The sequence below is a fragment of the Ruegeria sp. AM2 genome (assembly GCF_056540685.1).
Window position 1 is genome coordinate 865513 of record NZ_JBQFXE010000001.1, and the last position, 23057, is coordinate 888569.

General features: G+C 58.8%; 19 protein-coding genes. 6 read left to right on the forward strand and 13 right to left on the reverse strand.

Features of this window, described 5'->3' with window-relative positions; genetic code table 11:
* Positions 1 to 40 precede the first annotated feature (40 nt).
* From ACR0CR_RS04365 to ACR0CR_RS04385, 5 genes are read right to left on the reverse strand one after another with little or no spacing between them, the layout of a single operon-like run.
* Positions 41 to 1204, reverse strand: coding sequence for a M20 aminoacylase family protein (locus ACR0CR_RS04365; protein ID WP_480597090.1), 1164 nt, complete (start codon positions 1202 to 1204; stop codon positions 41 to 43).
* Between the two features lie 17 nt (positions 1205 to 1221).
* Positions 1222 to 2385: a M20 aminoacylase family protein gene (locus ACR0CR_RS04370; protein WP_480597092.1), complete on the reverse strand. Its 1164-nt coding sequence runs from the start codon at positions 2383 to 2385 to the stop codon at positions 1222 to 1224.
* Between the two features lie 14 nt (positions 2386 to 2399).
* Positions 2400 to 3566, reverse strand: a complete 1167-nt coding sequence (locus tag ACR0CR_RS04375) for a M20 aminoacylase family protein (protein ID WP_480597093.1) — start codon at positions 3564 to 3566, stop codon at positions 2400 to 2402.
* Positions 3567 to 3587: 21 nt separating this feature from the next.
* Positions 3588 to 4754, reverse strand: a complete 1167-nt coding sequence (argE, locus tag ACR0CR_RS04380) for an acetylornithine deacetylase (protein WP_480597095.1) — start codon at positions 4752 to 4754, stop codon at positions 3588 to 3590.
* Between the two features lie 5 nt (positions 4755 to 4759).
* Positions 4760 to 6580 carry an ABC transporter ATP-binding protein gene (locus ACR0CR_RS04385; protein WP_480597096.1) on the reverse strand — a complete coding sequence of 607 codons (1821 nt, stop codon included), beginning with the start codon at positions 6578 to 6580 and terminating at the stop codon, positions 4760 to 4762.
* Positions 6581 to 6865: 285 nt separating this feature from the next.
* On the opposite strand from ACR0CR_RS04385, the gene ACR0CR_RS04390 reads away from it, so the two are divergent.
* From ACR0CR_RS04390 to ACR0CR_RS04400, 3 genes are all read left to right on the forward strand, one after another.
* The gene (locus ACR0CR_RS04390; protein ID WP_480597098.1) at positions 6866 to 8572 is read left to right on the forward strand and encodes a peptide ABC transporter substrate-binding protein; all 1707 of its coding nucleotides are present in this window, start codon (positions 6866 to 6868) and stop codon (positions 8570 to 8572) included.
* 94 nt (positions 8573 to 8666) lie between these two features.
* Positions 8667 to 9674 carry an ABC transporter permease gene (locus ACR0CR_RS04395; protein WP_170523487.1) on the forward strand — a complete coding sequence of 336 codons (1008 nt, stop codon included), beginning with the start codon at positions 8667 to 8669 and terminating at the stop codon, positions 9672 to 9674.
* Complete coding sequence (locus ACR0CR_RS04400) at positions 9667 to 10647, forward strand: ABC transporter permease (RefSeq protein ID WP_480597100.1); 981 nt, start codon at positions 9667 to 9669, stop codon at positions 10645 to 10647. Before ACR0CR_RS04395 ends, ACR0CR_RS04400 begins: the two co-directional genes overlap by 8 nt.
* Positions 10648 to 10654: 7 nt before the next feature.
* On the opposite strand, the gene ACR0CR_RS04405 is transcribed toward ACR0CR_RS04400, so the two are convergent.
* From ACR0CR_RS04405 to ACR0CR_RS04430, 6 genes are all read right to left on the reverse strand, one after another.
* Positions 10655 to 11791: an MFS transporter gene (locus ACR0CR_RS04405; RefSeq protein WP_480597102.1), complete on the reverse strand. Its 1137-nt coding sequence runs from the start codon at positions 11789 to 11791 to the stop codon at positions 10655 to 10657.
* Positions 11792 to 11860: 69 nt separating this feature from the next.
* Complete coding sequence (locus tag ACR0CR_RS04410; RefSeq protein WP_480597103.1) at positions 11861 to 13138, reverse strand: DUF3422 family protein; 1278 nt, start codon at positions 13136 to 13138, stop codon at positions 11861 to 11863.
* 107 nt (positions 13139 to 13245) lie between these two features.
* Complete coding sequence (locus ACR0CR_RS04415) at positions 13246 to 13602, reverse strand: VOC family protein (protein ID WP_480597104.1); 357 nt, start codon at positions 13600 to 13602, stop codon at positions 13246 to 13248.
* Positions 13603 to 13762: 160 nt separating this feature from the next.
* On the reverse strand, positions 13763 to 15214 hold the full coding sequence (locus ACR0CR_RS04420; RefSeq protein WP_480597106.1) for an NAD(P)(+) transhydrogenase (Re/Si-specific) subunit beta: 1452 nt from the start codon (positions 15212 to 15214) through the stop codon (positions 13763 to 13765).
* 13 nt (positions 15215 to 15227) lie between these two features.
* Positions 15228 to 16799, reverse strand: coding sequence for a Re/Si-specific NAD(P)(+) transhydrogenase subunit alpha (locus tag ACR0CR_RS04425; RefSeq protein WP_480597107.1), 1572 nt, complete (start codon positions 16797 to 16799; stop codon positions 15228 to 15230).
* A gap of 130 nt (positions 16800 to 16929) precedes the next feature.
* Positions 16930 to 17379, reverse strand: coding sequence for a methyltransferase family protein (locus ACR0CR_RS04430; protein ID WP_480597108.1), 450 nt, complete (start codon positions 17377 to 17379; stop codon positions 16930 to 16932).
* Between the two features lie 192 nt (positions 17380 to 17571).
* On the opposite strand from ACR0CR_RS04430, the gene kynU reads away from it, so the two are divergent.
* The gene (gene kynU, locus ACR0CR_RS04435; protein WP_480597109.1) at positions 17572 to 18765 is read left to right on the forward strand and encodes a kynureninase; all 1194 of its coding nucleotides are present in this window, start codon (positions 17572 to 17574) and stop codon (positions 18763 to 18765) included.
* Here kynU and ACR0CR_RS04440 read toward each other — a convergent pair.
* Positions 18758 to 19351, reverse strand: a complete 594-nt coding sequence (locus tag ACR0CR_RS04440) for a TetR/AcrR family transcriptional regulator (protein ID WP_480597110.1) — start codon at positions 19349 to 19351, stop codon at positions 18758 to 18760. The genes kynU and ACR0CR_RS04440 overlap by 8 nt on opposite strands.
* 81 nt (positions 19352 to 19432) lie before the next feature.
* Here ACR0CR_RS04440 and ACR0CR_RS04445 point away from each other — a divergent pair, with 81 nt between their 5' ends.
* A complete protein-coding gene (locus ACR0CR_RS04445) occupies positions 19433 to 19897 on the forward strand; it encodes a (2Fe-2S)-binding protein (protein WP_480597112.1) in 465 nt (154 codons plus the stop codon).
* A 3-nt stretch (positions 19898 to 19900) separates the two neighbouring features.
* The gene (locus ACR0CR_RS04450) at positions 19901 to 22141 is read left to right on the forward strand and encodes a xanthine dehydrogenase family protein molybdopterin-binding subunit (RefSeq protein ID WP_480597113.1); all 2241 of its coding nucleotides are present in this window, start codon (positions 19901 to 19903) and stop codon (positions 22139 to 22141) included.
* A 47-nt stretch (positions 22142 to 22188) separates the two neighbouring features.
* Here the strand turns inward: ACR0CR_RS04450 and ACR0CR_RS04455 are convergent, their stop codons facing one another.
* Complete coding sequence (locus ACR0CR_RS04455) at positions 22189 to 22968, reverse strand: gamma-glutamyl-gamma-aminobutyrate hydrolase family protein (RefSeq protein WP_480597114.1); 780 nt, start codon at positions 22966 to 22968, stop codon at positions 22189 to 22191.
* Between the last annotated feature and the right edge of the window lie 89 nt (positions 22969 to 23057).

Sequence of the window (23057 nt, forward strand, 5' to 3'; positions counted from 1 at the left end):
TCCCGGGGAGCGCGAGGGGCTGGCCCCTCGCTTCACCCGATCACGCAGCAGGCATCCGCTGCTCAACAATCTCGGCCCACCAGCTACACCCAGCCGGAATGGCCTCATCGTTGAAATTATATTCGGGATGGTGCACAGCAGCGGTGTCTCCATTCCCCACCAAAATGTAGGCCCCAGGACGCTCCTCAAGCATGAAGGCAAAATCCTCGCCTCCCATGACCAGCGGCGCGTCATCACAGCTGCCAGACACCGACTTCGCCACTTCGGCGGCAAAATCTGTCTGCTCGTCGCTGTTGATCATCACCGGATAGCCACGAATATAGGTTACATCCGCCGTACCTCCGAAAGTGGCGGCAACGCCGGTACAAATCTCATTGATCCGTTTTTCGGCCAGATCGCGCATCTCTTTGCTCATGGTGCGCACGGTGCCTTTGATCTGCACCGTCTGCGGGATCACGTTGAACGCTTTCGAAGACGTTTCAAATGACGTCACCGACACCACCACCTGATCGATCGGATCGGCATTGCGCGCAGCAATGGTCTGCAGAGCCAGAACGGCTTGCGCGGTCATCACCGTCGTATCAATGGTCTCCTGAGGCTTCGCCGCGTGACCACCACGGCCTTCGAAGGTGATGTCAAACTGGTCGGTCGCGGCAAAGAACGAGCCCGGACGGATCGAGAAACTACCGACCGGTTTGCCCGGCCAATTGTGCATGCCGTAGACTTCCTGAATATTCCAGCGGTCCATCATGCCGTCGTCACACATCTCCTTGCCGCCGCCGCCGCCTTCTTCGGCGGGTTGGAAGATCACAACGACAGTGCCATCGAAATTGCGCGTCTCGGACAGGTATTTTGCCGCCCCCAGCAACATCGCAGTATGCCCGTCATGGCCACAGGCATGCATCGCCCCATCGGTTTTTGAGGCATAGTCAAGCCCCGTCGCCTCATGGATCGGCAGCGCGTCCATGTCCGCGCGCAGCCCGATGACTTTGCCCGCTGTGTCCGCTTTCCCTTTGATGACACCGACAACGCCGGTGCGTCCGATGCCGGTTACGATCTCGTCGCACCCAAACTCTTTCAGCTTTTCGGCGACCAGAGCACTGGTGCGATGGGTTTCGAACAGAATTTCTGGGTTCTCATGAATGTCCCGTCGCCATTCGGTGATTTCGGCCTGCAATTCGGCAAAGCGGTTCTTAACTGGCATTTCTTATCTCTCCTAACTCAAGCCGCCGGCATCCGGCGCTCGACCATTTCGGCAAACCAGGAACATCCCATTGGGATGATCTCATCGTTGAAGTTGTACTCGGGGTGGTGCAGCCCGGCGCTGTCACCGTTGCCCAGCACGATGAAGGCGCCGGGGCGCTCTTCCAGCATGAACGAGAAATCCTCGCCACCCATCACCATCGGGGCCTCACCACAACTGCCGCCAACGGAAATGGCTGCCTCAGCAGCAAAACCTGTCTGTTCTTCGGCGTTGATGGTCACCGGAACGCCACGCGTGTAGGTCACTTTGACCGTGCCACCGAAGGTTTCGGCAATGCCCTGCGCGACCCCGGTCAGTCGCCTTTCGATCAGGTCACGCATATCGTTCGAATGCGTCCGCACCGTGCCGCGCACCTGTGCCGACTGAGGGATCACGTTGAACGCCTTGGATGACGTCTCAACCGAAGTCACAGACAGAACCGCCTGCAAGATCGGGTCCGCGTTGCGCGACACGATGGTCTGCAGCGCGACGATCAGTTGCGACAGCATCACCGTCGTATCAATGGTCTCATGTGGCTTGGCCGCGTGGCCGCCCCGACCTTCCAGATGAATGTCGAACTCGTCCGCTGCTGCCAGCAGCGGTCCGGACCGGATCGCAAACTGACCGGTGGGTACACCGGGCACATTGTGCATGGCATAGACTTCCTGAATACCAAAGCGGTCCATCAGCCCGTCCTTGCACATCGCCTCGGCGCCATTCCCGCCCTCTTCGGCGGGCTGGAAGATCACAATGGCCGTGCCATCGAAATTCCGCGTCTCAGAGAGGTATTTCGCCGCGCCCAACACCATCGCAGTGTGGCCGTCATGGCCGCAAGCGTGCATCGCGCCTTCGGTCTTGGAGGCATAGTCCAACCCCGTCTGCTCCTGCATCGGAAGCGCATCCATATCCGCTCGCAAGCCGATCACGCGGCCCTGCGTATCGGTCTTGCCCTTGATCACGCCAACAACACCGGTGCGGCCAATGCCGGTCACAACTTCATCACAGCCGAACTCTTTCAACTTTTCGGCCACAAGGGCACTGGTGCGGTGGGTCTCATACAGGATCTCGGGGTGTTGATGAATATCCCGCCGCCAACCGGTGATTTCCTCGTGCATTTCGGCAAGTCGGTTCTTGATTGGCATCTGATCCTCCCAAATCAGGCGACGGGCAATCGTCGTTCCACCAGTTCAGCAAACCAGCTGCAACCGGCGGGTATGGCGTCGTCGTCGAAGTTGTATTCCGGGTGATGGCACATAGCCGTGTCCCCGTTTCCGATAAAGATGTAGGCTCCGGGCCGTTCTTCAAGCATGTAGGCGAAATCTTCCGACGGCATGATCGGATCGGTGCTGTCATTGACCTTGCCCGCCACGGCCTGAGCAGCCTCAGCGGCATAGATCGTTTCGTCGTCCGAGTTCACCGTCACCGGGTAACCCGGCGTCCACGTCATTTCGGCCGAAGCACCGAAGGCCGAAGCGGTATCCTCGGCGATCCTGCGCACATGCTCCTCGGCAATCTTTCGGTATTCTGAATCCAACGTCCGCACCGTGCCTCGCAACCGCACCGTATGGGCGATTACGTTCGAGGCGACGCTGTCCGTTTCAAACGTACCCACGGTCAGCACGACACGCTTGACCGGGTCAACGGTACGGGACACAACCGATTGCAAGGCCACAACAATATGCGATGCCACAAGGGTCGTATCCACCGCGTCATGTGGAGCAGCGGCGTGGCCACCTTTGCCGGTCACAACGATCTCGAACTCATCGGACGAGGCCAATAATGCGCCGGGCCGGATCGCGAATTCTCCGACCGGCAGGCCGGGCATGTTATGCATGCCATAGACTTCCTGAATGCCCCAACGGTCCATCAGACCGTCCTGACACATGGCCAGACCACCGGCCCCGCCTTCTTCGGCAGGTTGGAAGATCAGCACCACCGTTCCGTCGAAATTCCGCGTCTCTGCCAGATATTGCGCCGCACCCAACAGCATCGAGGTATGGCCGTCATGCCCACAGGCATGCATCTTGCCGGATACGGTCGAGGCATAGTCCAGCCCGGTCGCCTCTTCGATCGGCAAGGCATCCATGTCAGCGCGCAGACCGATAACCCGGCCCTTGGTATCCGTGCGGCCCTTTATCACCGCAACAACACCCGTTTTTCCAATACCGGGCGTGATTTCGTCGACGCCAAATTCCTTTAACCGATCCTGAACGAATGCCGCCGTTTTATGGACGTCATACATCAATTCAGGATGCGCATGCAGATGGCGGCGCCACTTGGTGATCTCAGCATGCGTTTCAGCGAGCCGGTTCTTGACGGGCATTTTCTATCTTCCTTCAAGGTGTCAGTCGCAGAGCTTCTGTACCAGACGCTCCATAAATTTTTGGCCTGCGTTAAATTGAGAAATCGTAATGAACTCATTTGGTTGATGGGCTTGTGCGATATCGCCGGGGCCGCAGATGACAGCGGAATAGCCCGCCTCCTGAAACTGCCCAGCCTCGGTGCCATAGCTCACCACGTGGCTGGCATTGTCACCTGTGAGCGAGCGCACAAGCATCTCGGCCTCGCCATCTTCTTCGGGCACAAGACCTGGAATCGAGAAGTGTTCGGACAATTCGATCCGCGCTTCGGGATGAACCGCCTGCATCCGCGCCTCGACCTCTCGCACTTTGTCGAAATAGGCCTTTTGCCAGTCCGACTTTTTGTCGTCCGGAACCGTCCGGAAATCCATCATGAACCGGCAGTCCTTGGCGGTGATGTTGTGTGCGGTGCCGCCTTCGATCATACCCACATGGCATGTGGTCCAGGGCGGATCGAACACGGATGCAATTTCCAAAGGCTGTGCTGCCATGCTCTCGGCATTGCGCGCGTTGGCCCAATCTATCAGAGGCGCGGCCTCCATGATCGCGTTCACGCCTGTGTGCATGATAGAGCTATGCACCTCGAAGCCCACAATATGCGTGTCGAAGCCGAATCCGCCCTTATGCCCGGTCACAGCCTGCATCACCGATGGCTCACCCACGATCACCGCCGAGCCCTTGGGCAGCACGTCCTGCATCGCCTCGATCATCGGCGGGGCACCGGTGCAACCAACCTCTTCGTCAAAGCTGAGCGCCAGTTGCAAAGGGCGATTGATGCTGGCGTAGTGCGCCTCGACCAGCGACCAGATGGCCAGGGCGTCAAAGCCTTTCATATCGCAGGTCCCGCGCCCGAAATACTTGCCATCCTTCTCGGTCACCGTGAATGGATCGGTGTCCCAAGGCTGGCCATCGACCGGAACTACATCCGTGTGCCCTGAAAGGACGACCGCCCCTTCTTCCCACGGACCGACATGCGCAAAAAGCGCCGCCTTGTGCGGCTGATCCGGGTCCGGCCAACGGTGCGAGTCAATGCCGTGACTTTGCAGATAGCCTTCCACCCAATCAACAAGCGGCAGGTTGGTGTCGCGGCTGACGGTTGGGAACGAGATCAACTTTGTCATGATCTCCAGCGGAGACAGGCGCTCAGCCATGGTGATCAATATCCGCTGTCAGTGGTCAGGATGAAATGGCCCGGCTCAACCTCTTGATATTGTGAGGGTTCGGGTGTGTAGCCAATGGGATGAATAGGCGACGGGATCGGTTTGAAGTTCAGGTCCTTTTCCGATTTGCGCTGATTTGGATCGGCAATCGGCACGGCCTTCATCAATGCCTGCGTGTATGGGTGCTGGGGGTTCTCGAACACCCGTGCGCGCGGTCCCAGTTCAACGATCCGGCCCAGATACATCACGCCGACATGGTGGCTGACCCGCTCGACCACGGCCATGTCGTGGCTGATGAACAGATAGGACAGACCAAGCTCGGATTGCAGTTCCATCATCAGGTTCAGGACCTGAGCCTGTACGGATACGTCCAAGGCCGACACCGCCTCATCTGCGATGATCAGTTTGGGATTCAGGGCCAATGCGCGGGCGATGGCGATCCGCTGACGCTGACCACCTGACATCTCGTGCGGGAAACGGCGCATGAAACTGCGCGGCAGTTGCACCTTGTCGAAGAGTTGCGCCACCCGGTCCTGCAACTCCGACCCTGAGGCGACGCCGTAGTTGCGCATCGGCTCCGCGACCTGATCGACCAGTTGCATCTGCGGGTTCAGCGAGGCGAAGGGGTCCTGAAAGATCATCTGCATATCCAGCCGCGCCTTGCGCAGGCCCGCCGGGTCCAGCTTCATGATATCGACGCCATCGAGGTCGACCTCACCCGCCATCGGCTCAACCAATCGCAGGATTGAACGTCCGGCCGAAGATTTACCACACCCCGACTCGCCCACGAGGCTGAGCGTTTGTCCACGATTGAGGGTGAACGACACATCCTCGACCGCATGAACGTTCGAGATCGTTCGGCGCAGCAACCCGCCTTTGACCGGAAAGCGCGTGGTTAGGTTCTTGACGGTCAAAAGAACTTCGCTCGTTCCAGGGATGGGCGCGATCTTTTGGCCGTCGACCCCCAAAAGCTTCATCGGTTCGGGTGCGGCCTTGCCATGCATCTCACCCAGTTTAGGAACCGCCGCCAGCAAAGCTTTGGTGTAATCATGCTGCGGGTTCTCGAAGATTTCGTTGACCGTACCTTCTTCGACCTTATTGCCCCGATACATTACCACCACGCGGTCTGCCATCTGGGCCACGACCGCCATGTCATGCGTGATGAACATCACTGCCGTGCCGGTTTCACGCTTGAGGCGATCCATCAGCGCCAGAATTTCGGCCTGAATTGTCACATCCAACGCAGTCGTTGGCTCATCTGCGATCAGCAGGCGCGGTTCGCAGGCCATGGCCATCGCGATCACAACGCGTTGACGCATCCCGCCGGACAGCTCGTGCGGATATTGCTTCAGACGCCGTTCGGGCTCGGGGATACGCACTTGGCGCAGCAGCTCCAACGCTCGGTCCTCGGCTTGCGATTTGGACATGTCCTTGTGGATACGCAATCCTTCGGTCAGTTGCCGACCAACGGTGAACACAGGGTTCAGCGCCGTCATCGGCTCCTGAAAAATCATTCCGATCTCATTGCCGCGAATCTGTTTCATCAGATCCTGATCGGCGTTGGCCAGGTTCATCTCGTCACCATCACGGCGATCGAACAACAATTGACCACCGGCGATTTCGCCGCCGCCGAATTCCACCAGCCGCATCAGCGACAGCGAGGAAACGGATTTGCCCGACCCGGATTCACCAACGATACAGACGGTTTCGCCCGGATTGACTTCGAACGAGACATCCTCGACCCCCACCACGGGACCATCTTTGGTCTGAAACTCAACACGCAGTTTTCTGATCTGGGCAATTGGCTGGTCCAGCACGCGCGCACTCCCCTTGGCGGCAAATCTGAGCGAATGCCAAACGCTAAGGCGGCAGGGCGGGAAAAGTCAAACCGATTGGTCAAATTTCGCAAGCCAAGGCTTGCAATTTTCCAAAACTCTGTTTCGATACGCCGCGTAACCGTTTTTGGGAGAGGACGGAAAACACGTTTATGTGAGACTCTTTATCGTTTCAAATCAAAACGATAACCCCAGATACGGCCACGCCTAATCCGCGGGCATCGCGGAGAAAATCGAGACACGCAAGTGTCCAACATGGAGTGTATGATGAAGATCAAAACCCTTTTGCTTGGTGCGATTGCAAGCACGGCGATGGCCCCGATGGCCTTTGCCGAGCGCGGATCGGACGGCAATGTCAGCATCATTTACTGGCAAGCGCCCTCGATCCTGAACCCGTTCCTGTCGGGCGGCACCAAGGATGTGGAATCGGCATCGTTGGTGATTGAGCCCTTGGCGCGCTATGACCAAGACGGCAATATGGTTCCGTTCCTTGCGTCGGAAATTCCGACCGTGGAAAACGGTGGCGTCAGCGAAGACCTGACCTCGATCACCTGGAAAATCGCACCTGGAATCACCTGGTCGGATGGCACGCCATTTACCTCGGCAGACGTCAAATTCACCGCTGAATACTGTATGCACCCCGAAGGCGGCTGCGCGCAGGTCACCAAGTTCGAAGGCGTGACTTCGGTCGAGGCTGTGGACGACCTGACCGTCAAGGTCACCTTCGACGCGCCGACTCCGTTCCCTTACGGCCCGTTCGTGGGCGGTGAAAGCCCGATCATTCAGGCTGCTCAGTTCGCGGATTGCCTTGGTGCAAAAGCGCCTGAGTGCACAACCGAGAACTTCAACCCGATCGGCACCGGCCCGTTTGTCGTCACCGAGTTCAAACCGAACGACGTGATCACCTTCAAGGCCAATGACAACTACCGCGATGCAGCGAAGCCCGCATTTGCGACAGTCACCTTCAAAGGTGGCGGCGATGCAACCGCGGCTGGCCGTGCAGTCATGGAAACCGGCGAGTTTGACTATGCCTGGAACCTGCAGCTTGCACCCGAGGTGATCTCGCAAATGCAAGAGGGCGGCAAAGGCACTCCGGTTGCTGGCTTCGGCCCGCTGGTCGAGCGTATCATGCTGAACCAGACCAACCCCTCGCCCGATTTGCCAGAAGGCGAACGTTCGACGGCCAAGCATCCACACCCGTTCCTGCAGGATCCTGCGGTTTACAAGGCTCTGTCGATGGCCATCGACCGTCCGTTGCTGGTTGAAATCGGCTACGGTCAGGCGGGCAAAGTGACCTGTAACTGGGTTCCGGCCCCGGCGGCGTTCAACTCGACCTCGATGACCTGCGACACGCAGGATATCGAAGGCGCGAAAAAGCTGCTGGATGATGCAGGTATCGTCGACAGTGATGGCGACGGCGTGCGTGAAAAAGACGGCGTTCCGTTGAAAATCGTCTACCAGACCTCGACCAACGCCGTCCGTCAGGACTTCCAGGCGCTGATCAAGGAATGGTGGAGCCAGATCGGCGTTGAAACCGAGCTGCGCAATATCAACGCATCGGTCTTCTTCGGTGGTGATCCGGGTTCGCCCGATACCTTCCAGAAGTTCTATGCCGACGTTGAGATGTACGCGAACACCTTTAACGGCACCGACCCGCAGTCCTATCTGGGCAACGGCCTGTGCGACAAGGCACCGCGTCCTGAGACTCAGTGGCAGGGCGAAAACATCAGCCGCTTCTGCAACGAAGAGTTCGACAAGCTGCACGGTCAGCTGGCCGAAACTGCTGGTCTTGAAGACCGCGCCAAGATCGCCAAACAGCTGAACGACATCATCGTTCAGAACGGCGGTATGATCCCGCTGGTGCACCGCGGTCGTCTGTCGGCGCATGCTAACACCCTGGGTGGTGTTGTCCTGAACGTTTGGGACAGCGAGCTTTGGAACATTGCGGACTGGTACCGCAAAACCGGTTCCTAAGCGTTAATCTTGCAAAGCCGCGCCCCGACCGATATCGGGGCGCGGTCATTTGCACCCCACTCCAACAAGAAGACGCATATAAAGGCGCCTCTTAATGCTCAACTTTACAATCAGACGACTGGTGCTGGCTGTCCCAACACTGCTGTTCATCAGCCTCGTCATTTTCCTGCTGCTCGAGCTTGCCCCAGGCGACCCGATGGCACAGGTTCCCCTCACCGTTCCGCCCGAAGTCAAAGAGAAGATGCGCGAGGCGCTGGGCCTCGGCCAGCCGATGCATATCCGGTTCTGGAAATGGATCGTGCAGTTCTTCTGGATCGAACCACAGGTTTTGGTCGACCACATGTTCGGCACCACCTTTTCCGAAGGTGACCTGCGTGTGATTTCGTGGCAGACCCGTTCGCCCGTCATGGACATCGTCGTTCAGCGCATCCCGCAGACCCTGTGGGTTGTTGGCACCGCCTATGTGGTTGCTATCCTGATCGCCCTGCCCATTGGCATCTACTCTGCATACCGTCAGTATTCCTGGTTCGATCAGATGGGGACCTTCGTGTCGATGGTGGGATTCTCGGTTCCGCCGTTTTTCTCGGGCGTATTGGTGATCGTGATCTTCTCGGTCCAACTAGGCTGGTTCCCGTCGATCTATGACACCACCCTTGTGGTGAATAGCTGGGACAGCTTCATGCTGCAATTGAAGCAGATGATCATGCCGGTCATGGTCCTGGCGCTGCAGATCACCGCGCAGCTTTCCCGCTTCATGCGCGCCTCGATGCTGGACAACCTCAATCAGGACTACGTCCGCACCGCCCGCGCCAAGGGGCTTAGCGAATACACCGTCGTCATGGTCCATGTCTTGCGCAACTCGATGATCCCGGTGGTCACCGTGATTGCGCTGGGTATTCCGGCCATCTTCGGCGGTGCCATCATCACCGAGCAGGTGTTCAAGGTAAACGGCATCGGCCAGTTGCTGATCGGTGCGATTCAAGCGAATGACCTGCCGATGGTACAGACGCTGACCTTCATCTTTGCCGTGCTGATCGTGCTTTTCAATCTGATCGCCGACGTCCTGTACGGCATTCTGGACCCGAGGATTCGCTATGACTGATCATGATCGTACCGACACCCTCGTCCCCGACGAAGGGCTGGCCCCCGCCTCGACCGCTCTGCCCACCACTGATGTGATGGAAGAACTGGCCACCCCACCGCGCAGCCAATGGCGCGACGTGTGGGACCAGTTCAAAACCCACAAAGGTGCGATGCTGGGAGCAGTTTTGTTCATCTTCATCGTCGCTGCCGTCTATCTGGGTCCTTATCTCTGGACCATCGACCCGACGCAGATCGACATCCGGTCGCGCAATCAGGGGCCAAGCCTCGCGCATCCCTTCGGGACCGACCAGTTGGGGCGCGATATCATGTCCCGTATGATGTCCGGCGGTCAGACGTCTGTGTCCGTCGGCATCACCGCGATGCTGCTGGCACTGTTTCTGGGATCGTTCATCGGCGTTTTGGCCGGGTTCTTCAAACGGTTGGACGGCCCGCTGATGCGCCTGACTGATCTGTTCCTGGCCCTGCCTCTGCTGCCCTTGCTTCTCGTCATGATGCTGCTGTTCCGCGAGCCCCTGTCGGCAGCCTTCGGGCTTGAGCGTGGGATCTTCATTCTGATCGTCTGCGCCATCGGCATCACATCGTGGATGCCCACTGCGCGGATCGTGAGGGGGGACGTTCTGGCCATCAAGGAGCGTGAATTCGTTCTGGCCGCGCGGTCTATCGGCACCAGCAACAGCCAGATCATCACGAGGCATATCCTGCCCAACGTGCTGTCGCCGATCATGGTGTCGGCCACGCTGGGCATCGCCACGGCGATCATTACGGAAAGCGCTTTGTCCTTCCTTGGTCTGGGCTTCCCGCCCGATTTCCCGACATGGGGCCGCCTATTGTTCGATGGTGTCGATTACCTGCAGCAATATCCCGAGCGCGTGTTCTGGCCCGGACTAGCGATCTCGCTGACCGTGCTGAGCGTCAACTATTTGGGCGACGGCCTGCGCGACGCGCTGGATCCGCGTATCCGCGGTCGTTAAACGAACCTCAGTCGGCGCGCTTCAGCGCGCCGGCCAACACGATGATCAAAACGGCCAGCGGCAACAAAACCGCAAAAGCCAGCCGCAGGGTCATCAACTCGGCCAGAAACCCGATCAGGGGCGGCCCGATCAACAGACCTCCGTAGCCCAAAGTCGCAACGCTGGCGATTGCCTGACCGGGCGGTACGTCCGGATCATTGGCCGCGCGACTGAAGGCAAGCGGCATGATGACCGCATAGCCCACACCCATCAGCGCAAAGCCAGCAAGCGCCAGCCCCGGCTCTCCTGCCGAAACCGCACCGAACACACCCAGCGCGGCACAAACGCCGCCAAACCGCGCCGTCGCGACGGGACCGAACCGGGCGATGACAACGCCGCCCGCCAAACGAAACGCCACCATCGTCACAGAAAAGACCGCATAACCCAAGGCGGCGACGCTCTCGGCTGCACCCGTCTCATCCCGCAGAAAAATGGCGCTCCAATCTGCAACCGCCCCTTCGCCAAGCGCGCCGCACAACGCGGTGAATCCCACGAGGACCAGAGCCCCTGAAGGCAACGCAAATACCGAACCGGGTTTTGAGGCCGTTCGCTTCGAGGTCCAACGCACCCACGACAAACCAAGCGCAAGCGCCACCACAACGCCACCGGCCAGCAGAAAGTGCTGCAGCACTGACAGTCCCATCTGAACCGCCGCATACCCGCTGAGCGCTCCAAGTCCGGCCCCCAGGCTCCACATCGCGTGAAAGGACGACATGACCGGATTGTCATAAGCCTGTTCCACCTCTGCCGCCCAGGCGTTCATCGCAACATCCATCGAGCCATGAAACGCGCCGAACACAAACAGGAACGCCGCAAGCGTCCAGAATCCTCCAGCGAAAGCCAGCAACACGAGCGAAAAAGTATAAAGCACCGCGATGACCCGCGTGATCGCCACCGCGCCGAACCTGTCGGTCAAACGGCCAGTCACCGGGAACGAACACACCGCGCCTGCCGCCATGAACAGAAGACCAAGCCCCAAGGCCTCGTGAGTCAAATCCAGCTTGTCGCGGACCGCAGGAATGCGGGACGCCCAGATGCCGAACAGCGCTCCGTTCAGGATGAACATGGCAGCCACAGCGCGCCACGCAGCCACAATACCGATCACAGGGAATCCTCGCCAGATTTGCCAGACATCGCCTGTTCTACAGATCGTGCGGCAAATGGCAAAGACCGCTCATTCCAACCGTTTTCGAATCCGCCGGACACCATACCAAACCGCAAGCACGACCGGTAAAGTCACCGCAGCGGTCAACATCCCTTTGCTGATCCCTGCCTGCGTCACCGGATAGAGCAAATAGCTGACCAAAGACACAGCGTAATAGCTGATCGCAACCACCGACAAGCCTTCAACAGTGTGCTGCAATCGCAGCGCCAGATCGGCGCGCCGGTCCATGCTTTCCAGCAAGGCCTGGTTCTGTGCGCTCCGCTCCACATCCACGCGTGTGCGCAACAGCTCTCCGGCGCGAATGGCCCGGTCAGACAAAGCCTGCAAGCGCCGTTCGGTCGACTTCACCGTCCGGATCGCGGGGTCATAGCGGCGCATCATGAAATCGGCAAAGGACTGACGGCCCTCAAAACGCTCCTCTCGCAGCACTTCGATGCGTTGATTCACAATGGCTTCATAGGCCCCGGTCGCCCCGAACCTAAAAGAACAGCGAGCCGAGAGCGTTTCCAGTTCAATCGAAGTAGACAGCAAATCTGGCAGCAACGCATCCGGATGGGCTGAATTGTCGGTCATCTGCCCCATCAGCCGGGTCAACTTTCCGTCCAGCTCTCCTATTCGCGGCATCAGCTGTTTGACGCGGGCGAAACCCAACATGGACATCGCCTTGTAGGTCTCAATTTCGCATAGCCGCTGGATGACGCGCCCGATCCGACGGCGCCCGGTTTCTTTGTCGACGAACATCGCAAACCGCATATGCCCTGCCGGATCGATCCGAAAATCGCTAGCACAGATGGCGGAACTGTCCAGCACACGCGCCACGGCCAGGCTTTCCGGTTCGAACCAATCGCCCAATGCCGTCTTCACCGCGTCATCCCCCTGGTATTCGACGACACGGATCATGGCCGAAGTCACCCGTTGCCCCGGACTTGCCATCAGCCAGTCCGGCGGGAAAACCTCAAAATCCGCCGGGTTGAACGCACGATCACTAACGTTCGAAGTAATGGCCGTATATGTGACAAACTCAGTATGTTGTTCCCATTTCACCCAATGACGACCGATCTGACCGGCATAGTGGGTGGCTTCGGGTTGCGGGTGCGGTGCCCCGTGACGATCAAGCAAATTGATCAGATGGGCCATATCCTCACTTGGGTCGCGCCCAAAGGATTCTTCGGGTTTCTTGATCGCCAGAAACACAACTGTGCTGGGTGTGACCGCCACGGGAAATGGTCGCGCGTGCAGTTCATTCGCCAACGTGTAGCGCAATGGATGGTCATCAATTGGCGTCATACAAAGCTCCGGCATCGTCGGGGCACTATACGACAGATAACAAATACATCAATTATCTTTTTATTTCATATACTTACAAGGATACAACGGTATACAATCCGGCTATCCTATTGATTTGGTTCCCACAGCTCGACTGGATTGCCCTCGGGATCATGAATGCGAGCGAACTTTCCGACCTCGCTGTCCCAATCCGGATTGGTCGCAACGCTGATCCCCGCAGCCTCAAGCTGAGCAATGAGCGCTGCCAGATCATCGACCCGAAAATTGATCATCCACTGCTGTTCAGCCCGACCAAAATAGTCTGTGTCCTGCGCAAAGGGCGCAAACACTGTGTACCCTTCTTTTTGCTTCCACGGCACCGGATCAAAGTGGTTCACCCCAAGGTGTTTTTCGTACCACTCCGTCAGCGCCTGCGGGTCGCGCGCGCGAAAAAACACGCCGCCAATACCGTTCACCTTCTCCATGCACGCTCCTCCAATCAAACGCGGCCTTGAACCAGCATACCACATTCCGCCCGCTTCATCTGGCTACAAATATCCTGGGGGTTTGGGGGCAAAGCCCCCACGAAAAGAAAAAGAAAAGGGCGCCGACAGGCGCCCTTTGCAATTTTACTTAACTCGCTGCTCAGTCGATCATCGGCAGCAACTTGTCCAGCGACTGTTTGGCGTCGCCATAGAACATGCGGGTGTTCTCTTTGAAGAACAGCGGGTTTTCGATGCCCGAATAGCCGGTGCCTTGACCACGCTTGGACACAAACACCTGCTTGGCCTTCCAGCATTCCAGAACCGGCATGCCGGCGATGGGGCTGTTGGGATCTTCCTGTGCAGCCGGGTTCACGATGTCGTTCGAGCCGATGACGATGGCCACATCCGTGTCCGGGAAATCGTCGTTGATCTCGTCCATCTCCAGCACGATGTCATAGGGCACCTTGGCCTCGGCCAACAGCACGTTCATGTGACCCGGCAGGCGACCGGCAACGGGGTGGATTGCGAAACGCACCTCTTTGCCCTTTGCGCGCAATTTGCGGACCAGTTCGCTGACCGATTGCTGTGCCTGTGCAACCGCCATACCGTAACCCGGAATGATGATCACACTGTCGGCGTCGTTCAGCGACGCTGCCACACCATCCGCATCGATAGCGATCTGCTCACCTTCAACAGCCATCTGCTCACCCTGCGGACCGCCGAAGCCACCCAGGATCACGCTGACAAAGTGACGGTTCATCGCCTTGCACATGATGTAGGACAGGATCGCACCCGACGAGCCCACCAGCGCGCCAACAACAATCAGCAGGTCGTTGCCCAGCGAGAAACCGATCGCTGCTGCGGCCCAACCCGAATACGAATTCAGCATCGACACAACCACCGGCATATCCGCGCCACCGATACCCATGATCAGGTGATAGCCGATGAACAGCGCCGCCAGCGTCATCAGGATCAGAGGCAGCAAACCACCCGACGCGGTGTACCAGATCAGACAGATCAGCGAGAGGCCAGCTGCCGCCGCGTTCAGCGCGTGGCCACCGGGCAGCTTGGTTGCCGCCGAGGTCACTTTGCCCGCCAGCTTACCATAGGCCACGACCGAACCGGTAAAGGTGATCGCACCTATGAAGATACCGAGGAACAGTTCCACATGCAGGATTGTCAGCTCCGCAGGTGTTTTCTTGGCGATTAGTTGGGCAAACGAACCCATTCCGTCCATCTCAACCTCTTTCGCGGCATCTGCGATGGCAAAGACTTCGGCGACATTCTGGATCTCAAAATGCGCGTTAAAGCCCACGAATACAGCCGCCAGACCAACCAGCGAGTGCATGGCGGCCACCAGCTGCGGCATCTCGGTCATCTGGACGCGCTGCGCCACGTACTGACCGATGAATCCGCCACCCGCGATCAGCAGCAGCGACAGCAGCCACAGGCCGGAACCCGGGCCCACAAGCGTGGCGAAAACCGCCAGCGCCATACCAACAATGCCGTACCATACGGCGCGCTTGGCGCTTTCCTGGTTCGACAACCCGCCCAAGGACAGGATGAAAAGGACAGCCGCAACAACATAAGCGGCAGTGGTGAAGCCAATCATCTACCCGGCCTCCTTAAGATTTCTGGAACATGGCAAGCATGCGCCGGGTGACAAGAAAGCCGCCGAAGATGTTGATCCCGGCCATAAAGACCGACACCGCCGCCAGCAGAATGACCAGGACCGAGCCCGATCCGATCTGCATAAGCGCCCCAACGATGATGATAGACGAGATCGCGTTGGTGATTGCCATCAGCGGGGTGTGCAGGCTGTGCGCCACGCCCCAGATCACCTGGAAGCCCACAAACACGGCCAGCACGAACACGATGAAGTGCTGCATGAAGCTGGCCGGAGCGACCAGACCCACCAGCAGCATCAGCGCGCCGCCGACACCCAGCAGGGTGAACTGCTGCTTGGTCTGCGCCTTGAACGCGGCAATCTCTTGCGCCTTTTTCTCTTCCGGAGTCAGTTCCTTGACCTCGGGTTTTTTCTGCGCCGCAATCGCCTGCACTTTCGGTGGTGGCGGCGGGAAAGTGATCTCACCTTGATAGGTCACGGTCGAGCCGCGGATCACGTCATCTTCCATGTCATGATTGATCTGACCGTCCTTCTCAGGCGTCAGGTCAGTCATCATGTGACGGATGTTGGTTGCGTACAGCGACGAAGACTGCGCCGCCATCCGGCTGGGGAAGTCGGTATAGCCGATGATGGTCACGCCATTGTCGGTCACGATCTTCTCATCCGCGACGGTCAGCTTGCAGTTGCCGCCTTTTTCCGCCGCAAGGTCCACGATGACCGAGCCCGGCTTCATGCTTTCGACCATATCCTTGGTCCAAAGCTCAGGAGCCTCGCGGTTCGGGATCAGCGCGGTGGTGATCACGATGTCCATCTCTGGCGCCAGCTCGCGGAACTTGGCCAGCTGCGCGTTGCGGAATTCCTCGGACTGGACCGATGCATAGCCGCCGGTGGCCGCGCCATCCTGCTGCTGCTCTTCAAAGTCCAGATAGACGAACTCGGCACCCATCGACTCGACCTGTTCGGCCACTTCGGGGCGCACGTCGAACGCATAGGTGATCGCGCCCAGCGAGGTGGACGTCCCAATCGCGGCCAGACCAGCCACACCGGCCCCAACGATCAGCACCTTGGCCGGCGGCACCTTACCCGCCGCCGTCACCTGACCGGTGAAGAAACGACCAAAGTTGTTGCCCGCCTCGATTACGGCACGATAGCCCGCGATGTTCGCCATCGAGGACAGCGCGTCCATCTTCTGGGCACGCGAAATTCGCGGCACCATCTCCATCGCGATGACATTCGCGCCTTTGGATTTGGCCAGTTCCATCCCCTCGTCATTCCCGGCTGGGTTGAAGAAGGAAATCAGCGTCTTGCCCTTGGTCAGGCGCTTCAGCTCGGTCTCGTTGGGTTGGCGCACCTTGGCAACGATGTCAGCAGTCTTCCAGAGCGCCGCTGCGGTTTTCACGACCTCAACACCCGCAGCTTCATATGCCGCGTCCGAGAACCCAGCCGCCGCGCCAGCGCCTTTTTCGATCAGGCACTCATAGCCCAGTTTCTGCAGTTGCACGGCCGAGTCGGGCGTCATCGCAACCCGGTTCTCTCCGTCCAGAATTTCCTTTGGTGTGCCTATCTTCACCGGCAATTCCCCCTAATTTTCACTCTGACCGAGCGGGTGGTCGGTATTTCTCATCAATCATTCATCTATCTTGCGCAACATTATTTCGCAAGCGCAGCGAAATTGACGTTGTGTAAAATACGTCAACCTCTCAGATCCAGCGCCGCGTCTGGCGTTCATATCGGGCGAAATCCGCGCGGAACGTCCGGCGCAGGCGGTCTTCTTCCGGCAGGATGAAACGGCGTTCCAACAGCCAGACGAAAATTGGGACAAGGATCAGCGACAGCACGGCATCAAACCGCAGGATCAGCCCGGTCAGGATCAGCACGTCCCCCAGATAGATCGGATTGCGACTGCGCTTGAATATCCCGCTCTGCACCATCGATGTGGGCACCTGATGCGGAATGATTGTGGTCTTGAACCGCCGGAATTCGGCTATGGCCAGCATGGCCAGGATAAGCCCGGCTCCGATCAGCAAACCACTGAGCAGATTGGTGAACCAGCCGTCCAGCGACAGGCCTAACGACACATACCGCGCCTGCAGCCACGCAAGAACCGCAAAGCCCAGCAACCAGACCGGAGGAAGATCAACTTTACGCATTACGGTTAGCTCTCTGGCCGGATTCGGCGACGGGATGTCGCTTTTGACCGCCGCTCTATCGTTTTCTGGCAGATTTGGCAAAACAACAGATAGTCGCAGGGATGGCTTTCAACCTGTCGAAAAGCCTGCGCAGATGGACAGGATCACCCGGATGGGCTAGCCCTTGAAAAAGACCTTTGACGCAGGACCGCCATGACCGATTTTGCCGCCACCAAAGCCATGTTCCACCTGCCCGAGGGCGTTATTTACCTGGACGGCAACTCTCTGGGGCCGCTGCCCCGCGCCGCACGTGATCGGGTGGGCGATATGATGAACAGGGAATGGGGGCAGATGCTGATCACCGGCTGGAACAAGGCCGGATGGATGGGATTGCCGACCGGTTTGGGCGACCGTATCGGGCGTCTTATAGGCGCAGAGCCGGGCAGTGTGGTGACAGGCGATACGCTGTCGATCAAGGTCTATCAGGCCGTCGCTTCGGCGCTGGAGTTATGCCCCGGCCGCAAGGTCGTTCTGTCAGATAGCGGCAACTTTCCTTCTGACCTTTACATGGTGGACGGGTTGCTGCGGTCGCTGGGGCCGGATTATGAGCTGCGCGTCGTCAGTCCTGAGGATGTGGCCGAGAACATCACCGACGACGTAGCCGTCCTGATGCTGACCGAGGTCGACTACCGGTCGGGTCGAATGCATGACATGAAAACGCTGACCGAGTTGGCCCATGCGAATGGCACTGTCACCGTCTGGGATTTGGCCCATTCCGCCGGCGCGATCCCGGTAGACATGTCAGGCTGTAACGCCGATTTCGCGGTAGGGTGCACTTATAAATATCTAAATGGTGGCCCAGGGGCTCCTGCCTTCATCTATGTCGCCCCGCGTCTAGCTGGCCGGGTGCGACCAGCGCTTTCCGGCTGGTTGGGGCACGAGGCCCCGTTCTCATTTGACCTCGATTATCGCCCTGGCAACGGGATCGAAAGGATGCGGGTCGGGACGCCACCGATCATCCAGATGACTGCGCTTTCGGCGGCGATGGATGTCTGGGACATCGCAGACATGGCCGATGTCCGCGCCAAATCCATCGAGCTGACCGAATTGTTCATCGCGCGGGTCGAGGCCACCTGCCCTGACTTGCAACTTGCCAGTCCGCGCAATCCGCTGCAGCGCGGCAGTCAGGTCTCGTTCCGCTTTGCTGACGGCTATGCGGCCATGCAGGCGCTGATCGCGCGCGGTGTGATCGGAGATTTCCGCGCCCCCGACATCATGCGGTTCGGCTTCACGCCGTTATACATCGATGAACAGGACGTTGAAAATGCGGTCACAATCCTGGCCGACATCATGCAGAACCGCCTGTGGGACACCCCGGAATACAAGGTGAGGCAGAGGGTTACCTGACTTCGATCCCTTCGCCGATAATGGTGGCAAAGTTCGAGTTCGACCGTGTGAATTCCTGATAATCCGTGGCCGAAACCTTGATTCCACGCAACGCTGAGGCGATCATCTTGGCCGTTTCCCGCGGCCCGTCAAACAAACGCACCCGGCCATTCGCAGCCTCGCGCTTGAGCCATTCGGCATACAGCGCCATAAGCTGCGCCTCGCCTTGCGTCACGATGTCCGCCGCTGCGGACACACTCGCATCCAGCAATTCCAACCCGTGCGGCGAAGACAGAATCTCGGCCATTCCGTCCGTTTGAACGTGAATGGCGTTGCCGATGATCTGCGACACCGTTCCTTCGATTTTCAATGCCTCCGCGACTGCGGCTATCTTGCGCTGATAATATCTGCTGGTCAGTTCGCGCAAAATCGCATCCTTGTTGTCGAAATACAGATACAGCGCAGGCCGGGACATGCTGGCCCCTTTTGCAATGTCATCCATCGACGTTTTTTTGAACCCATAGGTCGAAAACGCCCTGAGCGCTGATTCCAGAATAATCTGGCACTTTTCGTCCGGGACAAAGTCTTTTAATCGCGCCTCTGACACTTTTACCTCACTTTGTCAGTTGACTGTCTGACACTTTGCAATAGATATGTCATAACGTCAGAAAATCCAAGAGGGAACGCCATGACGATCAATTTGAAAGTTAACGGTACGTCATATCAGGTCGATCTGCCAGAGGAGGTCCCCCTGCTGTGGGTTCTGCGCGATGAGATCGGGCTGACGGGCACCAAATTCGGCTGCGGCGTTGCGGCCTGCGGTGCCTGTACCGTTCATATAGACGGTGAAGCGGTGCGCTCCTGTCAGGTGTCCCTGTCGGACGTGTGGGGAGATGTGACAACGATCGAAGGGCTGGGAACACCGGGCACAATGGCGACGATTCAACAGGCTTGGGTCGAGCATCAGGTGGCACAGTGTGGCTATTGCCAGTCGGGTCAGATCATGCAGGCCGCGGCATTGTTGGCTGAAAATCCAGCCCCGACGAATTCGGATATTGATGACGCCATGCAAGGCAACCTGTGCCGTTGTGGCACCTACCCTCGAATCCGCGCCGCGATTCACGACGCCGCCGCAAAGCTGCAGGAGGCGTAACCCATGGCATCTTTTGGTAAAATCCTTCGCAGAACCTTCCTGATAGGCTCGGCCGCTGTGGTCGGCGGTGTCGCGTTCGGTGCGTATTATGTAACGCGTCCCGCCCCAAACCCGCTAAAACCGGTAGAAGGCGAAACCGCGCTTAGCCCCTTCATTCTGATCGACCAACAAGGTGTAACCCTGTTCGCCCCCCGCGCCGAAATGGGCCAAGGTGTGATGACCACATGGGCCGCTCTGATCGCCGAAGAGCTGGACGTGGAACTGGCCGATATCCGCGTCCTGCATGGTCCCGCGGCAGCCGCCTATTACAATACCGCTCTGATCGGCGAGGGGTTGCCGAACAAAGGCTATGACATCTCGGATTTTCAACACAATCTGGGACAGGCACTGGGCGTGATTGGAAAGACCCTGAACCTTCAGCTCACGGGCGGATCGACTTCGATGCGCGACGGGTTCGAACGGATGCGCCAAGCTGGCGCGACTGCCCGCGAAACGCTGAAGCAGGCCGCCGCTGACCGGCTGGGTGTGGATCGCGCGCAGCTACAGACGCAGGGCGGCGCGGTTATCGCGCCGGACGGAACCCGCCTTGCCTATACCGAATTGGCTGAGGCAGCGGGACAGATTGAGCCCCCAAACGCTGCTTTGCGCGACCCGTCAAATTGGCGCATGTTGGGCCAGAACCTGCCGCGCGTGGATATTGTTGGCAAGTCCACCGGCACGGCCGAGTTCGGCATTGACGTGCGGCCCGAGGGTCTCAAATTCGCTTCAGTACGGATGAACCCCAAATTGGGCGGCACGATGAACGGCTTTGACGCCAGCGACGCGGAATCCATGCCTGGTGTTGAAAAGGTTGTCGATCTGGGCAACGGCGTGGCGGTGGTCGCAAACAACACATGGCTGGCCATTCAGGCGGTCGAGGCAATTGACGTGGACTGGGGCGACGCCCCCTACCCGCCCGAGACCGACGACCTGTTCGCCAAGATCGCCGAAGCGTTTGATGATTCGCCGAACTCGACCATGCGAAACGATGGCGATGTGGACGTACTGCCCGACGGCGCGACCGAGATCTCGGTCGAATACCGCGTGCCTTACCTGGCCCATTCCACGATGGAGCCGATGAACGCCACCGCGCTGTTCACCGGCACCAAGCTGGACCTGTGGTGCGGCAATCAGGCCCCGACCCTGTTGCAGATTCGCGCCGCCAATACCGCCAATCTGGACAAGGACGCGGTCGCGGTTCACACCACTTATCTGGGCGGCGGCTTTGGACGGCGCGGAGAACTGGATTTTGCCGAAATCGCTACCAAGGTCGCGATGGCGATGCCTAACGTTCCCGTCCAAACTACGTGGAGCCGCGAAGAAGACATGCGCCATGACTTCTATCGCCCCGGCGCACTGGCGCGGATGCGCGGTGCGGTCAAGGACGGCAAAGCGGTTTTGATCGACGGTAAGGTAGCTGCACAATCCTGCACCCAACAAGCATTGGAACGCTACACCGGCGTGCCCGGCGGGGGCCCTGACAAAATACTGGTCGAGGGCCTGTTCAACCAGCCCTACGCAGTGCCAAACTATCGCATCAGCGGTCATATTGCTGATCTGGACGTGCCAGTGGGCTTTTGGCGCTCGGTCGGCAACAGTCATAACGGCTTTTTCCATGAGACCTTCATGGACGAGATGGCCTATGCCGCTGGTCGTGACCCATTGGAATTCCGTCTGGAACTGGCCAAGGCCGAGCATGGACCCTCGGCTGGTGTTCTGCAGGCTGTAAAGGACATGTCGGGATGGACTGGTAAAACCCCAGACGGGGTTGGGCGCGGCGTGGCGATGACCTACAGCTTTGGCACTCCGGTCGCGCAGGTGATCGAGGTGGTTGACGAAGACGGCACCATCCGCATCGCCAGGGCGTGGATTGCCTGCGACGTCGGCCTCGCGCTGGATCCCGGCACGGTCGAGGCGCAGATGTTCGGCGGCATGATCTATGGCCTTTCCGCCGCCGTAATGGGCGAGATCACGTTCGCCGAAGGTGAAGTCGAACAGTACAACTTCCCGGACTATGACGCCTTGCGGATGCACAACGCGCCGGTGACCGAGGTTCAGATTCTGGAAACCAATCGCCATCTGGGTGGCGTGGGCGAACCCGGAACACCCCCGTCCATGCCTGCGCTTGGAAACGCGCTGTTCGACCTGACGGGTGAGCGTGCGCGCACCCTGCCCTTGATCAATCAGTTCAATCTGCTGGTTTGATCGCGATGCGCCGGTCTGGTTCCTCTCTCCCGGACCGGCGCACGAATTCAGGCGCTCTGTTGCACCAATCCGGCCTGCGACCCGGTTGACCACGCACGCGCCGCATCACCAAACGCTTCGAACAGCGGACGTGACACCGGGTCGTTCACAGCGTCCCATTCCGGGTGCCATTGCACCGAAAGAGTGAAACCGGGCGCGTCTTTGACGAAAATCGCCTCGGGCGTGCCATCAGGCGCGAGGCCGTCGATCACGATCCGATGCCCCACCGTTTTGATCCCCTGGCCGTGCAGCGTATTGGTCATCACCTCACGCGCCCCCATCAGGCGATGGAAGACGCCACCGTCACTTAGGGTGACCACATGGCGCAGGGCAAATTTTTCTTCCAATGTGCCCTCGGGCGGCATCCGGTGGTTCATCCGCCCCGGCAAGTCCCGGATTTCCGGATAAAGCGTGCCGCCCATCGCCACGTTCACTTCCTGAAAGCCCCGGCAAATACCAAAGAACGGCTGGCCGCGTTCAACGCATGCTCGGACCAGAGGCAACGTGATCGCGTCGCGGGCACGGTCAAAATCTCCATGCGCGTCTGTCGCGCACTCACCGTATTCCTCGGGATGAACATTGGGCCGACCGCCGGTTAACAGGAACCCGTCGCATACCTCCAACAATTCCTCGACCGAAACATAGCGTGGATCGGCCGGGATAAGCATCGGCAAGCAACCCGACACATTGGCCACCGCATCCGAGTTCATCGTCCCGCCAGCATGGGTCGGGTATTGGTCGTTCATCAAATATGAGTTGCCGATAATACCGACGACGGGACGAGACATTCTGCTTTCCTAAACTTTTCCGCGAGTTTCAGGAAAACTATCGGCAGGGTTGGCCGCGCGCAATAGCACAAGCCCTGTGTGTCAGCGCA